This window comes from Hymenobacter nivis (genome assembly GCF_006439025.1).
GTDB lineage: Bacteria > Bacteroidota > Bacteroidia > Cytophagales > Hymenobacteraceae > Hymenobacter > Hymenobacter nivis_A.
Map to the genome: position 1 here is coordinate 65,038 of NZ_RCYZ01000004.1, position 16,290 is coordinate 81,327.

8 protein-coding genes are annotated in these 16,290 nt (G+C 64.6%); all 8 read left to right on the forward strand.

Annotation, left to right across the window (positions count from 1 at the left end):
- Positions 1 to 6 precede the first annotated feature (6 nt).
- The 8 genes from EAH73_RS10615 to EAH73_RS10650 all read left to right on the forward strand — a co-directional run bounded on the left by EAH73_RS10615 (position 7) and on the right by EAH73_RS10650 (position 16,265).
- Positions 7 to 1,920: a glycoside hydrolase family 35 protein gene (locus EAH73_RS10615; RefSeq protein WP_140466479.1), complete on the forward strand. Its 1,914-nt coding sequence runs from the start codon at positions 7 to 9 to the stop codon at positions 1,918 to 1,920.
- A 292-nt stretch (positions 1,921 to 2,212) separates the two neighbouring features.
- Positions 2,213 to 5,299 carry a SusC/RagA family TonB-linked outer membrane protein gene (locus EAH73_RS10620; RefSeq protein WP_161599506.1) on the forward strand — a complete coding sequence of 1,029 codons (3,087 nt, stop codon included), beginning with the start codon at positions 2,213 to 2,215 and terminating at the stop codon, positions 5,297 to 5,299.
- Between the two features lie 22 nt (positions 5,300 to 5,321).
- A complete protein-coding gene (locus EAH73_RS10625) occupies positions 5,322 to 6,863 on the forward strand; it encodes a RagB/SusD family nutrient uptake outer membrane protein (RefSeq protein ID WP_140466481.1) in 1,542 nt (513 codons plus the stop codon).
- 128 nt (positions 6,864 to 6,991) lie between these two features.
- Positions 6,992 to 9,403 carry a TIM-barrel domain-containing protein gene (locus EAH73_RS10630; protein ID WP_140466482.1) on the forward strand — a complete coding sequence of 804 codons (2,412 nt, stop codon included), beginning with the start codon at positions 6,992 to 6,994 and terminating at the stop codon, positions 9,401 to 9,403.
- Positions 9,404 to 9,497: 94 nt separating this feature from the next.
- Positions 9,498 to 11,042 carry a glycoside hydrolase gene (locus tag EAH73_RS10635; RefSeq protein ID WP_240047214.1) on the forward strand — a complete coding sequence of 515 codons (1,545 nt, stop codon included), beginning with the start codon at positions 9,498 to 9,500 and terminating at the stop codon, positions 11,040 to 11,042.
- Between the two features lie 57 nt (positions 11,043 to 11,099).
- Entirely contained in the window at positions 11,100 to 12,116 is a 1,017-nt protein-coding gene (locus tag EAH73_RS10640) for a glycoside hydrolase family 43 protein (RefSeq protein WP_140466484.1), read from the forward strand.
- 71 nt (positions 12,117 to 12,187) lie between these two features.
- A complete protein-coding gene (locus EAH73_RS10645; RefSeq protein WP_140466485.1) occupies positions 12,188 to 14,593 on the forward strand; it encodes a sugar-binding domain-containing protein in 2,406 nt (801 codons plus the stop codon).
- A gap of 589 nt (positions 14,594 to 15,182) precedes the next feature.
- Entirely contained in the window at positions 15,183 to 16,265 is a 1,083-nt protein-coding gene (locus tag EAH73_RS10650; RefSeq protein ID WP_140466486.1) for an efflux RND transporter periplasmic adaptor subunit, read from the forward strand.
- The last annotated feature ends 25 nt before the right edge of the window (positions 16,266 to 16,290 follow it).

Sequence of the window (16,290 nt, forward strand, 5' to 3'; positions counted from 1 at the left end):
CCGCTCATGCGTACCCTTCGGCTTTCCAAGCACCTTCCCCACCTCTTGCTCGCAGCCGGCCTGCTGGGCAGCGCCTCGGCCGCGGGGGCCCCCGGGCCCGCCCCGCGCCGCGCCGCCACGAAGCCAGGGCCCCCGGCGGTCCGCCACACCTTCGCCCTGGGCAAAGACCAGTTTTTGCTCGACGGCAAGCCGCTCCAGATGATTTCGGGCGAGCTGCACTACCCCCGCATTCCGCGCGAAGCCTGGCGCGCCCGCCTGAAAATGGCCAAGGCCATGGGCCTCAACACCATCGGTACCTACGTGTTCTGGAACGTGCACGAGCCCCAGCCGGGCCAGTACGACTTCACGGGCAACAACGACGTGGCGGCCTTCGTGAAGATGGCCCAGGAAGAGGGTCTGTGGGTGATTTTGCGCCCCAGCCCCTACGTGTGCGCCGAGTGGGAGTTCGGCGGCTACCCCTACTGGCTCCAAACCGTGCCCGGCCTGAAGGTGCGCAGCCAGGAGCCGCAGTACGTGGCCGCCTACACCCGCTACCTGCAGGCCGTGGGCAAGCAGCTGGCCCCGCTGCAAGTAGGCAAGGGCGGGCCCGTGCTCATGGTGCAAGTCGAGAACGAGTACGGCTCGTACGGCGCTGACAAAGAATATCTTGCTTTAAACAAAAAGCTGTTCGAGCAAGCCGGTTTCGATGGCCTGCTCTACACCTGCGACCCGGTGAAAGACGTGGCCGCCGGCCACCTGCCCGGCTTGCTGCCCGCCGTGAACGGCACCGACAAGCCCAGCCAAATCCGGCAGTTGGTGAACGCCAACCACGGCGGCCAGGGGCCCTACTACGTGGCCGAGTGGTACCCGGCGTGGTTCGACTGGTGGGGCGCGCCGCACCACACGGTGCCCGCCGCCCGGTACACGCCGGGGCTCGACTCGGTGCTGCGGGCCGGCATGAGCATCAACATGTACATGTTCCACGGCGGCACCACCCGGGGCTTTATGAACGGGGCCAACTTCAAGGGCGACACCAGCCACTACGAGCCCCAGGTGAGCAGCTACGACTACGACGCCCCCCTCGATGAGGCCGGCAACGCCACGGCCAAGTTCCGCGCCTTCCGCGACGTGATTGCCAAGTACCGGCCCAAGGGCCAGCCGCTGCCGCCCGTGCCTGCCGCCAAGCCCAGCGCGGTCCTGCCGCCCATGCAGCTCACCCAAAGCGCCGCCCTGCTCGGCCGCCTGCCCGCCCCCGTGGCCAGCCAGAAGCCCCTCACCTTCGAAAACCTGAAGCAGGCCTACGGCTTCGTGCTGTACCGCACCAAGGTGGCCGGTGGCGGTAGTAAAATGTTGAAAATAAAAGACCTGCGCGACTACGCCGTGGTCATGGTCAACGGCCAGCGCGTGGGCACCCTCGACCGCCGTGAGCGCCAGGACAGCCTGTTGGTGGCGCTGCCCGCCGGGCAGGTGCAGCTCGACATCCTGGTGGAGAACCTGGGCCGCGTCAACTTCGGCGAGTACCTGCTCCAGAACACCAAGGGCATCACCAAGACCGTGTCCCTGGGCGGCCAGGAGCTCACGGGCTGGCAGCAGTACGGCCTGCCCTTCGACCGGGCCCCGGCCGTGGCGGGGGGTGGGGCAGGGGCGCTGGCCGCCACCAGCGGCCCGGCCCTGCGCACTGCCATCTTCGCCGTGGCCACCCCCACCGATACTTACCTCGACATGCGCCCCTGGGGCAAGGGCGTGGTGTGGGTAAACGGCCACAACCTGGGCCGCTACTGGGCCATTGGGCCCCAGCAAACGCTGTACGTGCCGGCCGAGTGGCTGCGCAAGGGCACCAACACCATCACCGTGCTGGAGCTGCTCAAGCCCCAGCAAACAAAGCTGACGACCCTCGACCACCCCATCCTGAGCGAGTTACGCGCCCTGGGGGCCCTCTAGGGCGGGGCTTGCTTTTTCAACGAGCAAACGATTGCCGGTCAATTGATTGCTTGAAAAATGCCAGAACAATCCTTCCCAAAACGAGGCCCTGTTGACGGGTTTTGACCCCTATTTCGCCGGAAATAGGGCCCCCGGCGGATTGGGGCGGCCAGTACTTTTACACCACTTGCCGGCCGCTGTGCAGCGGCCGGCTCTCCCCGCGGCTTTTCATCTTTTCCCACCCTGGCAGGCTCCAGCCTGCCGCCTATCCCCTTTGCTGATGCAGGCAAAATCTATACTCCTTTGCGGAGCCTTGCTGCCGCTGGCAGTGGCCGCCGCTCCTGGCGCGGCGGGTGCCCGCCACCGGGCCCAGCCCGCTGCCGCCGGCCGGCCCGCCGCGGCCGACACGCCCATTTCCGGCACCGTGCTCGATGAGAAGGGCGTTGGCTTGCCCGGCGTTACCGTCGTGCTCAAGGGCACGACGCTGGGCGCTTCGACCGATGAGAACGGCCGCTTTACGCTCCGCATCCCCGACGGTACGGCGGGCGCTACGCTGGTCATTTCGTCGGTGGGCTACAACCGCCAGGAAATCCTGGTGGGCCAGCAAACCACCTTTAGTGTGCGCCTGGCCGTGGCGGCCCAGGCCCTCGACGAGGCCGTGGTGATCGGCTACGGCTCGCAGGAAAAGCGCACCGTGACCAACGCCGTGACCACCGTGAAGGGTTCGGACCTGGCCAAGCTCACGGTGAGCGACGTGGGCTCGGCGCTGCAGGGCAAGGCGGCCGGTGTGACGGTGGTGGGCGCGGGCTCGGAGCCGGGCGCTACCCCCCAGATCCTCATCCGCGGCATCTCGACCATCAACGGCAACAGCCCGCTCTACGTGGTGGACGGCCTGCCGGTGAACGACATCAACTACCTCAACCCCAAGGATATTGCCACCCTCACGGTGCTGAAAGATGCGGCCTCGGCTGCCATCTACGGCTCGCGGGCGGCCAACGGCGTGGTGCTGATTACGACCAAGGCGGGCACGGTGAGCGCCCCCACCATCACGGTGGACGCCACCACCGGCGTGTCGAACCCCACGCGGGTGCCCAATATGGCCTCGGCCAGCGAGTACGCCCGCATCATGAACCTGGCGGCCACCAACTCGGGCAACGCCGCGGTGTACGCCAACCCCGACCAGTACACCCAAACCACCAACTGGGTGGACCAGATCAAGCAGCGCGGCATCACCCAGAACTACTCGCTCGGCCTGTCGGGGGGCAGCGACAAGGTGATTTATTCGACCGGCTTGGGCTACTACAAGGAGCGCGGCTTGGTGCGCGGTACCGACTTCGACCGCCTCACGCTGCGCGTAAAAACGCAGTACCAGGCTGCCAAGCACCTCAAGGTGGGGCAGGACCTGAACATCTCGATGACCAACCAGAACTACCTCAACAGCGGTAGCCTATTTCGCGATGCGTACAACGACGACCCCATCACCTCGCCCCGCGTAGCGGGCACCTCGGGCAACCCCTACGACTACTACGGGGCTTCGCCGACCGACATCGGCAACCCGCTGGCCGTGGTGGAGCGCAACGACGACAAGCGCAACCAGTACTTTCTGGTGGGGAATGTCTACGCCAACTACGAGTTCCTGCCGGGCTTGGTGGCGGAAACGCGCTTCGGCACGAACACCAACTTCTACGAGCGCAACGCGTTTTCGCCCTTCTACACCATCGACGCCAACGAGCGCAACCAGGTGAACACGGTGGAGCGCGAGCACAACCTGAACATCTACTGGAACAACACCAACACGCTGACTTACAACAAGTCGATTGGTGACCACAACTTTACCGCCCTGGCGGCGGCTACGTTCGAGAAGTTCAGCTACCGCAACGAGTACGCCTCGGGCCAGGCCATTCCGAGCAACGACCCCAGCCTGCGCCAGCTCGACGCGGCCACGGCCAACTACAACGCCCGCGGCAACAACAACGTCAACACCATCGCCTCGCTCATCGGGCGCGTCACCTACGACTACAAGGGCCGCTACCTGCTCTCGGCCAGCGTGCGCCGCGACGGGGCCTCCGTGTTTCCGACCGATAACCGCTTCGGCACGTTCCCGTCGCTGTCGGCGGGCTGGCTCATCACCGACGAGGAATTCATGAAGTCGTTCGAAACCATGAACTTCCTGAAGCTGCGCGCCAGCTGGGGCCGCGTGGGCAACCAGAACATCAGCAGCCTCACCAACGCCGCCTACACCGGCACCTTCGCCAAAACCTACTACGTGACCGGCGACGACCGCACGGCGCAAGTAGCGGTGATCCAGAGCAACGTGCCGAACCCCAACGTGAAGTGGGAAACGGTGGAAGACTACGACCTGGGCCTGGACATGGGCTTTTTCAACAATAAGCTGACGGCCACCTTCGACGTATTTCGGCGCAACACCACCGACATGCTCATGTTCCAGGCCATTCCGGGCCACGCTGGCTACGGCTACAACAGCCCGGTGACCAACATCGGCAGCATGAAAACCAACGGCCTCGACTTCACCGTGGGCTACGCCGAGTCGAAGGGCCCCTTCACCTACGGCCTGAGCGTGAACGCAACCCGCGCCATCAGCAAAATCGACAAGCTGGCCAACGGCCAGGCCCTGTATTCGGGCAACACGCCCATCTTCGGGCGGCCGTCCAAGACGGAAGAGGGCGGCTACGTGGGCGCCTTCTACGGCTACCAGGAGAACGGCATCTTCCAGACCGCGGCCGACGTGGCCAACTACAAAACGGCCGACGGCAAGGTGATTCAGCCCAACGCGGTGCCCGGCGACTTCAAGTTTGCCGACCTCAACGGCGACGGCGTCATCAATGCCGACGACCAGAAGTACATCGGTAACCCAACCCCCGCCATGACCTTCGGCGTGAACCTGAACGCCGGCTACCGCGGCTTCGACCTGCAGGCCTCGCTGGTGGGCACCCTCGGCAACGACGTGGTGAACGCCAACAAAGGCTGGTGGTACTCGGGTAGCTACAACTACAACAAAATTGCGGGCCTCGAAAACTTGGCCTGGCACGGCGAAGGCACCTCAAACACGGTGCCCCGCATCGCGGCCAACGACAACAACCAAAACCTGACCCGCTTCTCCAACTTCTACGTGGAAGATGGCTCGTACGCCCGCCTGCGCAACCTGCAGCTCGGCTACACCTTCAGCAAGAGCGTTTCCAACGCCATGCGCATGGCCAGCCTGCGCCTCTATGTGAGCGGCCAGAACATGTTTACCTTCACTAAGTACAGCGGCCTCGACCCCGAAATTGGTTACGGCCGCTCGTACACGGATGCTTCGTCGGCCCTGAACCGGGGGGTAGACCTGGGCAACTACCCCACCAGCCGCACCTACCTGGTGGGCGCCAACATCGCGTTCTAACCCTATCCCACCCGCTAGTATCATGAAGACCTCTAACCGCATTTTTATTCTGGCGCTGGGCTTGGGCCTGAGCCTCGGTGTGCAGTCGTGCAAGACGTTCCTGGACGTGTCGCCCCAGGGCCAGCAAACCACCGACAACTACTACACCAACGCCGACGAGTGCAAGGCGGCCGTGATGGGCTGCTACGCCCTCTCGGACCAGGACGACTGGTGGAAAATCGACCGCAGCCGGATGTTTGGCGATGCCGGCTCGGACGATGCTTGGAAGGGCAACGCCATTGCTGGTGACCAGCGCGAGTTCGGCGATTTTGCCCGCTTCTTCTGGTTGCCGAACAACGAGTGGTTTGACAACCGCTACACCTTTATCTACCAGGCCATTGGCAACTGCAACGCCGGCCTGGTGGGCATCGATAAGGCGCCCATCGACGACGCGCTGAAACAGCAGCTGCTGGCCGAGCTCAAGTTTATCCGGGCCTACAACTACTTTGAGCTGGTGAAGGGCTACGGCGGCGTGCCGCTGGTGCTCACGCCCGTGTCGCCGAGTGAGTCGATGGCCATTCCGCGCGCCTCGGCCGCCGATTGCTACGCCCAGATTATCAAAGACCTGCAGGACGCCGCCGCCGCCCTGCCCGAGAAGGGTGCCCGCCTCAGCACCGACAAGGGCCGCGCCACCAAAGGCGCCGCCAACGCCTACCTGGCCAAGGCCTACCTCTACACCGAAAAGTGGGCCCTGGCCCAGCAAACGGCCGAAACCGTTATTAACTCGGCTCAGTACAGCCTCGGCGACTTCGATAAGGTGTGGAGCGTGAGCAACCCCAACGGCGTAGAGTCGATTTTTGAGCTCAACTACAACGCCAACCAGACCTTCAACCTCGGCACTTACCTCACGGTGGTGATGCGCAGCCGCGCCGACGGCGGTTGGGGCTTCAACACGCCCAGCAGCAACTTGGAGCAGGCCTTCGGCAACGACCCGCGCCGGCAGTGGACCATCATCAAGCAAGGCGACAATGTGGGGCCCAAAACGGCCAACTTCGACTACTCGAACTACGACACCAAGCTCTCGGAGAACGAGTCGGGCCGCATTAGCCGCAAGATGTTCATTCCCCTGGCCGACCGCCCGGCCAACGAGGGCAACCACGCACCCCTCAACCGCCTGGAGCTGCGCTACGCCGACCTGCTGCTGATGCACGCCGAAGCCTCGAACAAGCTCGGCCAGGACAGTAAAGCCCTGACTTCGCTGAACCTGGTGCGCGCCCGTGCCAACCGCCTGAGCCCCGGCACGGTATTGGCCCGCAGCAGCAGCGGCACCCAGCTGCTGAGCGACATCTGGCTGGAGCGCCGCCTCGAGCTGGCCATGGAAGGCCACCGCTACTACGACCTGGTGCGCCAGAAGCGCCTGGTGTCTGTGATGCAGGCCTTCAATACCTCGCAGGCCACTAGCACCGACCCCTACGACAAGGGCAAAACCAAACCCCTGGTGTCGGAAACCAACAACCTGTTCCCGATTCCGACCACCCAGATTCAGCTCTCGGGCGGCACCGTGACGCAGAACCCGGGCTACTAAGGCCGGTTTTTTTTCCGACTGATTTGCCACAGGCTTAAAGGCGGAGCTGGTACGGTTCGCCGTGCTGGCTCTGCCTTTTTTTAGAACTTTCCGGCCTGCTTCTTACTGAGTATCTATCCCACTTACGTATGCCTTACTCCCCCAAAATCACCCTGCTTTCGGTAAACGGCTTGGCCGTGGCCCTGGGCCTCGGCGCGGCGCTGCCGGCGCGGGCGCAGCAGTACCAGCAGTCAGCCACCGGCGTCACGGTAACCACCGACTCGCTCACGGTGAGCGTGCAGTTTTACGCCCCCGACATTGTGCGGGTGCTGAAATACCCCAAAGGGGCCCCCGGCCAGCACCAGAGCCTAGTGGTGGAGCAGGGCCCTACCCCCGGCAAGCTGCGCTACCAGGCGCGGGGCGGCGTGGTGCAGGTGGCCAGTCCCACCACCCAGGTGCGGGTAAACCAGCAGACGGGCTACGTGAGCTTCTTCACCGCCCAGGGCCAGCCACTGGCCGCTGAGCAGCCCGGTAGCCTGCGCTTCCGGCCCAAAACGGATCTGGGCGCGCCTACCTACCGCGTGCGGCAGGCTTTCCAGCTGGCACCGGGCGAGGCCATTTATGGCCTGGGGCAGCACCAGGACGGCCACCTCAACTACCGCGGCCAGCAGGTGATGCTCAAGCAGCGCAACACGGATATTGCGGTGCCGGTGCTGCACTCGGGCCGGGGCTACGGGGTGTTCTGGGACAACTACTCGACCACCCAGTTTGCAGACTCGGACAAGGGCGCGGCCTTCGACTCGGAAGTGGGCGACTGCGTGGATTACTACTTGCTCAACGGCCAGGGCACGGCCGATGGCGTGGTGGCGCGCTACCGCCAGCTCACGGGCCAGGCCCCTATGTTTCCGCGCTGGACGCTGGGCTTTTGGCAAAGCAAGGAGCGCTACCGCAGCCAGGACGAAACGGTGGGGGTAGTGGAAAAATACCGCAGCCTGAAGGTGCCCCTCGACGGCATTGTGCAGGACTGGCAGTACTGGGGCGAAAACAACGACCTCTGGAACTCGACCGAGTTTGGCAACCCGCGTTTTCCTGATCCCGCGGGCATGGTGCGCCGGGTGCACGCGCTGCACGCCCACCAAATTATTTCGGTGTGGCCCTCGTTTGGCCAGAAAACCAAGATTTTCCGCGACTTGCAGCGCGACAGCCTGCTCTTCGACTTCATTACCTGGCCCCGCACGCCGCACGTGCGGGTGTACGATGCCTTCAACCCCAAGGCCCGCGACATCTACTGGAGCTACCTGAACAAGAATATTTTCAGCCTGGGGATGGACGGCTGGTGGATGGACGCCACCGAGCCCGACCAGATTCAGCCCTTCGACACCGACGACGACAACCGCACGCCGCTGGGCAGCCTGCGGCGGGTGCGCAATGCGTTTCCGCTCGTGACCACGCAGGGCGTGTACCAGCACCAGCGCGCTACTACTACCGACAAGCGCGTGTTCATCCTCACCCGCTCGGCCTTTGCCGGCCAGCAGCGCAACGGCACCATGCTGTGGTCGGGCGACGTGGACTCGCGCTGGGACGTGCTGGCCAAGCAAATTCCGGCCGCGCTTAGCCTGGGCATGGCCGGCCTGCCGTACTGGAACAGCGACATCGGCGGCTTCTTCCCGTCGGGCCAGTACCCCAAGGGCGTGCAGGACCCCGCTTTTCAGGAGCTATTCGTGCGCTGGCAGCAGTTTGCGGCTTTCACAGCCATGATGCGCGCCCACGGCGAATTCACGCCCCGCGAGATTTATCAGTTTGGCCAACCCGGCACCTGGGCCTACGACGCGCTCGAAAAATTCATTCACTTGCGCTACCGCCTGCAGCCCTACCTCTATTCCAACAACTGGAACGTGACCAGCCGGGCCGGTACGCTGATGCGCGCCCTGCCCATGGATTTTCCGCGCGACCCCAAGGTAACCGACATGAGCTCGGAGTACATGTTTGGGCCAGCCCTGCTGGTGCGCCCCGTCACGGAGTCGCAGTACGTGACGCGGCCCAATAAAAACGTGCCCGGCACCACCGATTTCGCCCAGGTCAAAAACCAGCCGGTGTACCTACCGGCCGGGGCCCAATGGGTTGATTTCTGGACCGGCGAACGCCAAGCGGGTGGCCAAACTGTGCAGCGCGCCACGCCCATCGACGTGCTGCCGCTCTACGTGCGCGCCGGCTCGGTGCTGCCGCTGGGGCCCCGGCAGCAGTACACCGGCGAAAAGGCCGACGCCCCGCTGGAGCTGCGCGTGTACCCCGGCGCCGATGGCGAATTCACGCTCTACGAGGATGAAAACGATAACTATAACTATGAGCACGGCGCCTACGCCACCATCCGGCTGCGCTGGAATGACCGGGCCCGCACCCTCACCTTAGACAAGCGCACCGGCACCTACCCCGGCATGCCGGCCCGCCGCACCTTCCGGGTGGTGCTGGTCGATGCGCAGCACGGCACCGGGCTAGGCGACGAAACCGCCCCCGCCCGCGAGGTGGCATACACCGGCCAGCAGGTGGCCGTGAAGCTCTAACGCCGACCGCCGGTGACTGGCGACTGGCCACCAGTCGCCAGTCACCGGTTGGCCTTATCCAATTACCAAGCTGAAACTTATGCACTTTTTGTCTTTGCTCTTAGAAAGGGCGCGCCCCGCGCTGCTGGCCGCCGCGCTACTGGCGGTTGGCCCCGCCTGCAGCCAGCAAGCCCCCGCGCCAGCCGTGGTCACGGTGCGCATCGATGCTGCCCAAACCTACCAGACTATCAGCAACTTCGCCGCTTCCGATGCCTGGGCCGGGCAGTTTGTGGGCCGCTGGCCGGCGGCCAAAAAGGAAGCCATTGCCGATTTACTGTTCAGCACGGCCGCCGGCCCCGGCGGCCAGCCGCTGGGCATCGGCTTGTCGCAGTGGCGCGTGAACCTGGGCGCGGGCAGCGCCGAGCAGGGCGAGGCCAGCGGCATCAAGGACGAGTGGCGCCGGGCTGAGTCGTTTCTGACCCCCGCCGGCACCTACGACTGGGACCGCCTGGCCGGCCAGCGCTGGTTTATGGAGGCGGCCCGGCAGCGCGGCGTGACGCAATTTTTGGCGTTTCTCAACAGCCCGCCCGTGGCCCTCACCCGCAACGGCAAGGCCTACGCCACCGCCAAGCAGCCCAACCTGGCCCCCGATAAGTTTGGGGCCCTGGCCGACTACTGCGCCCGCATTGTGGCGGGCGTGCGCCAAAAAACGGGCATCACCTTCGACTACTTCAGCCCCGTAAACGAGCCGCAGTGGGACTGGAGCGACGGCGGCCAGGAGGGCACGCCCTTCCTGAACGACGACATTGCGGGCATCAGCAAGGCCTTGAGCAGCAGTTTGGTAACTGCCCAGCTGCCTACTCAGATTCTGGTGGCCGAGGCCGGCAAGCTCGACTACCTTATGGCCACCGCCGACAAGCCGGGACGGGGCGACCAAATAGGCGCTTTTTTTGGCGATAAGGCTGCGCCCACCTACCTGGGCGGCACGGCGCGGGTGGCGCCCATCATAGCCGGGCACAGTTACTTCACCACCTCGCCCTACCCGCAGGCCGTGGCCACGCGCCAGCAATTGGCAGGCCGGGTAGCGGCCGTGCCGGGCCTCACTTTCTGGCAGTCGGAATACTGCATTTTGGGCGACAACGCGGGCGAAATTAACGGCGGACCGCGCGACCTGGGCATGGCCCCGGCCCTGTACCTGGCCCGCACCATCCACGCCGACCTGGCCGTGGCCAACGCCGCCGCCTGGCAGTGGTGGCTGGCCATTTCGCCCTACGACTACAAGGACGGCCTGGTGTACATCGATAAAAACAAGGCCGACGGCAACTTCTACCCCAGCAAAATGCTGTGGGCCCTGGGCAACTACAGCCGCTTTGTGCGCCCCGGCGCGGTGCGCCTCGCCGCCCAGCTCGACGGCCCCGGCGCCCCCCTGGTATCGGCCTACCGCAGCCCCGATGGCAAGCAGCTCATCACGGTAATCGTGAACGACGCCGCTGCTCCCGCCGACCTGCGCTTGGCCGTGGGCGGCGGCCGCCTGGGCGCGGGCCAGCCCTATGTGACGTCGGCCACCGGCGACCTGGCGCCCGGCCCGGCCCTGGCGGCGGGCGGCGTGCTGCGCGTGGCCCCGCGCACCATCACCACCCTGGTGAGCGAGCTGCGCTAGCGGCGGCGGGGCTTTTCCTAGCTCCTGCTTTTTCTCCTGCTTTTCCTTTTCCTTCGCATGACTTTTCCCCGGCGTACCCTCCTTACTACCCTGCTGGCCGGGGCCCTGGCGGGCGCGGGGCACCTGCCGGCGCTGGCCCAGCGGCCGGGGCCCCCGGCCAGCCGGCAAGGCATTCCGCTCGATTCCATCCGGCTCAGCGACCCTTTTATTCTGGCCGATGCGCGCACGCACACTTACTACATGACCGGCACGGGCGGGCTGCTGTGGCAAAGCAAGGACCTGAAAAAGTGGGACGGCCCCACCTCCGTGGCCCAGCCCGACCCTACCTCCTGGATGGGGCCCCGGCCCCAGATTTGGGCCGCCGAAATCCACCTCTACAAGGGCAAGTACTACTACTTCGCCACCTTCACCAACAGCGCCCTGCAGGTGGCCAACCCGCCGGGCCAGCCCCTGGAGCGCCGCGCCAGCCACGTGCTGGTGAGCGACCAGCCCGCCGGGCCCTACCGCCCCTTCGGCGATGCCACCTACCTGCCGGCCGATAAGCTGACGCTCGACGGCACGTTTTGGGTGGATAAGAACGGCAAGCCCTACCTCGTGTACTGCCACGAGTGGCTTCAAAACCAAAACGGCACCGTGGAAAGCATTGCCCTGCGGCCCGACCTGCGCGGCACCCAGGGCCCCGCGCAGGTGCTGTTCCGCGCCAGCGACTCGCCCTGGAGCCGCGAAAACCCCCGCACCGGCCCCGCCCGCCCCAACAAAGTCACCGACGGCCCCTGGGTATTCCGCACCGGCACCGGCCGGCTCGGCATGCTCTGGACCAGCTGGATTTACGACGTGTACACCCAGGGCGTGGCCTACTCGGCCAGCGGCACCCTCGCCGGCCCCTGGCGCCAGGAGCCCCGCCCCATCACGCCGCCCAACTACGGCCACGGCATGCTGTTCCGCACCTTCGAGGGCAAAGACCTGCTTGTGCTGCACAGCCACCAAGACGTGCAGGGCAATTACCACCGCGTGCCACGCCTGTTCGAGGTCGATGTATCGGGCGACAAGCTGGTGGTTGGCAAGCCGTATTGAATTAGAAATGAAGAAGTAAAAACCCCAAGTTTTTACTTCTTCATTTCTAATTATCTCATCCTCCGATTTCTATGAAAACAAATCTTCTTCTTCTGCTGGCCCTGGCGTGCCTGCTGGCCGGCCCGCATGCCCAGGCCCAGCGGCAGCAGCAGCTGTTCAACAGCGGCTGGAAATTTCACCGTGGCGACGCGCCCGGTGCCGAGAAGCCCACGGCCGACGACCGCGCCTGGCGGGCCCTCACACTGCCCCACGACTGGAGCATCGAGGAGCCCTTCAGCGAGCAGTGGGCCAGCGCCACGGGCTACCTGCCGGGCGGCGTGGGCTGGTACCGCAAGGCGTTTGTGGTGCCCGCCGGCTACCGGGGCAAGCAGGTTTTCATCTATTTCGACGGGGTGTATAAAAACAGCGAGGTGTGGCTCAACGGGCACTTCCTGGGCAAGCGGCCCAGCGGCTTCGCCTCGTTTCAGTACGAGCTAACGCCTTATTTATCAGCCAAGGGCCCCAACGTGCTGGCCGTGAAAGCCGACCACCGCGAGGTAGCCGACTCGCGCTGGTACACAGGTTCGGGCATCTACCGCAACGTGTACTTGCTGGCCACCGCGCCAGTGCACGTGCAGCAGTGGGGGGTAGGCTTCACCACGCCGCAGGTGAGCGCCCGCGCCGCCACGGGCCAGGTGGCGGTGGCCCTCACCAACGGCGCGGCCACGGCGGCGGCCGTCACCGTGGCGGGGGCCCTGCTCGATGCCAAAGGGCAGGTAGTGGCCACGGCGCAGCAGGTGGTGCAGCTCAAGGCCAAGGCCAACGGCGCGGCCCGCCTCACGCTGCTCCTCAAAAACCCCGCCCTGTGGTCGGCCGCGCAGCCCAACCTGTACCGGCTGCGCGTGCGCCTGGCCGTGGCGGGCCAACCGGTGGACGAGGTGACCGAGGAAGTGGGCGTGCGCAGCATCCGCTTCGACGCCAACCAGGGCTTTTTCCTGAACGAGCAGCCCACCAAGCTGCGGGGCGTGTGCATCCACGACGATGCCGGGGCCCTGGGCGTGGCCGTGCCGCCCGAAGTGTGGGAGCGCCGCCTGCGCGCCCTGAAAGCCGTGGGCTGCAACGCGTTGCGCATGAGCCATAACCCCCACGCCGACTACCTCTACCGCCTCTGCGACGAGCTGGGCTTTTTGGTGATGGACGAGGCGTTTGACGAGTGGGAGCGGGGCAAAAACAAGTGGGTGGCCGGCTGGAACGTGGGCACGCCCAGCCAGGCTGGCGCGCACGAGTACTTTAAGGAGTGGGGCGACCGCGACCTGCGCGACATGGTGCTGCGCAACCGCAACCGCCCCAGCATTATCATGTGGAGCATTGGCAATGAGATAGATTACCCCAACGACCCCTATACCCACGAGGTGCTCAACACCGGCCGCAACCCCCAGATTTATGGCAAAGGCTACCTGCCTGGCCACCCGCCGGCCGCCGAAATGGGGCCCCTGGCCAAGCGCCTGGTGGCCGTGGTAAAGCAGGCCGACGGCTCGCGCCCCGTCACGGCGGCGCTGGCCGGCGTAGTCATGTCCAACCTCACCGACTACCCCGCCGCGCTCGATTTGGTGGGCTACAACTACCAGGAATTTCGCTACCCCGCCGACCATAAGGAGTACCCGCAGCGCATCATTTACGGCAGCGAAAACGGCATGGCCCCCGCCGCCTGGGCCGCCGTGGACAGCAACGCCTACGTATCGGCCCAGTACCTCTGGACGGGTATCGACTACCTGGGCGAGGCTGGCAAGTGGCCCCAGCGCGCCAACGGCGCAGGCCTGCTCGACCTGGCCGGCTTCCCCAAGCCCGAGTACTACTTCCGCCAAAGCCTGTGGACGAGCGCGCCCATGCTCTACCTAGCCGCCGCCGAAGCGCCCGCCGCCGGGGCCCCCGCCGGCCGCCGCCCCCGCGGCACCGCCACTTGGAACTGGCCCGCCGCCAGCCAGGTGCGCGTGACTGCCTACACCACCAACGAGGCCACCGAGCTGCTGCTCAACGGCCAGTCCTTGGGCCGCCAAACTGGCCCCCTGCCCACCTGGACGGTGCCCTTCGCCGCCGGCGAGCTACGCGCCCGCGGCTACCGCAACAACCAGGTAGTAAGCGAAGTAGTGCTGAAAACTGCCGGCGCACCCACCGCGCTGCAGCTCAAAGCCGACCGCACCAGCCTCTCGGCCAGCGCCCTGGGCCTGGCCCAAATTGAGGTGCAGGTGGTAGACCAGGCCGGCAACCCGGTGCCCGACGCGGCCCCCGAAATCACGGTGGCGCTCACCGGCCCCGCCCGCCTGCTGGGCATCGAGAGCGGCGACCTGGCCAGCCACGAGCCCTACGCTGCGCCCCGGCACCGCGCCCACCGGGGCCGGCTGCTGCTCTACGTGCAGGCCACCGGCGCGGGGGCCGTCGGCGTGGCCCTGGCCGCGCCGGGGCTGGCCGGGCAGGCCGTGGCCCTGCGGGCCGAGTAGGGCGGTCGACCGTGAGCATCTGATATTTAGTAGGCACACGGGTGCAGGGTACCGGCCGAACGTGCCCGTACCCTGCACCCGTGCGCCTACTAAATGGCCCTGTGTGCGTCAGAATGCTGAGCAACCCCACTACTGGCAATGCACAAGCCGGGCAATAAGCTCATGGGTTGAGTGAAGATTTGCCCCGTTTCTTCATCTTCCTTCATACGTTTTTAATGTAGTAAGGCTTGTTTTGTATCACCTTCCATGTCGGCGGTAGCTCTCTGGCGCCGGCATATTCCCACAGGTTAGCACTCAAAAAAATTGATTGAGACCAGTATTTTGGCTGGCATCCAGCGGCCCGTGGCTGCTGGGAAAAACCTGACTGCGAAGCATGTAGAAACATTTATTTGGGAATTTCATCGAGTAGATGGAATGCGGCTTTTCAGTAACGGCAACGGCCGCTGCCGAAAAGCCGGCGCGCATCAATTAGGGCCCCGCCTCTGCAAGGGCTCGTTGCGCAATGGTCGGTTTCCACCCCGCCTCATACTTCTCCACCTCCCCCACCTTTCGGGATTATCAGCCGCCTAGTATGGTATTTAATGATTTTATGAAACGACTATTGATGATTATGAGCTTGGGCGCTTTGTATAGCACGACAAGCTGCTCCAGCAAACCGGAAGAAAAAGAAGAGCAAATTAAGCTTCTTACTACGAGTCCTTTAGCTACGGACACGACCATTACCAAAGAGTACGTGGCCCAGATCCACGCCTACCAGCACATCGAGCTGAGGGCCCTGGAAAAGGGCTATCTGCAAAAAATCTTTGTCGACGAAGGGCAGACCGTAACCAAGGGCCAGCCCATGTTCCAGATTACTCCGCTGGTGTACCAGGCCGACTTGCAGAAGTCGCAGGCCGAGGCCAACTACGTGGACATCGAGTATAAGAACACCAAGAGCCTGGCCGACAGCAACATCGTGTCCAAGAACGAGTTGGCCCTGTCCAAAGCCAAGCTCAACAAGGCCCGGGCCGACGTTTCGCTGGCCCAAACCCACCTGCAGTTCACGTCCATCAAGGCGCCGTTTAACGGCATCATGGACCACTTCCAGGGCCGGCTGGGCAGCGTGGTGAATGAGGGCGACCTGCTCACCACGCTTTCCGACAACAGCAAGATGTGGGTGTACTTCAACGTGCCCGAGGCCGAGTACCTGGCCTATAAGGAGCAGGCCAAGGCCGATAACGTGGTGAACGTGAAGCTGCTGATGGCCAACAATGAGGTGTTTAAGTACCCCGGCGTGGTTAAAACCATCGAAGCCGACTTCAACAACGAAACCGGCAACATCGCCTTCCGGGCCACCTTCCCCAACCCCAACGGGCTGCTGCGCAACGGCGAAACCGGCAGCGTGCTCATGACCGTGCCGCTCAAGCACGTGCTGCTCATCCCGCAGAAAGCCACCTTCGAGATTCTGGAGAAGCGCTACGTGTACGTGGTTGACGCTAAGAACATTGTGCACCAGCGGGAAATTAACGTGGCCTCCGAGATGCCCGATCTATACGTCATCAAAGACGGCTTGACCAGCAACGATAAAATACTGCTCGAAGGGCTGCGCAAGGTGAAGGACGGCGACAAAATCAGCTACACCTACGAAGCGCCGAAGAAGGTTTTCCCCGGCCTGAAAGTGTACAGCGAGTAGGGCCCCTGGGGCCCCCGAATTGCCC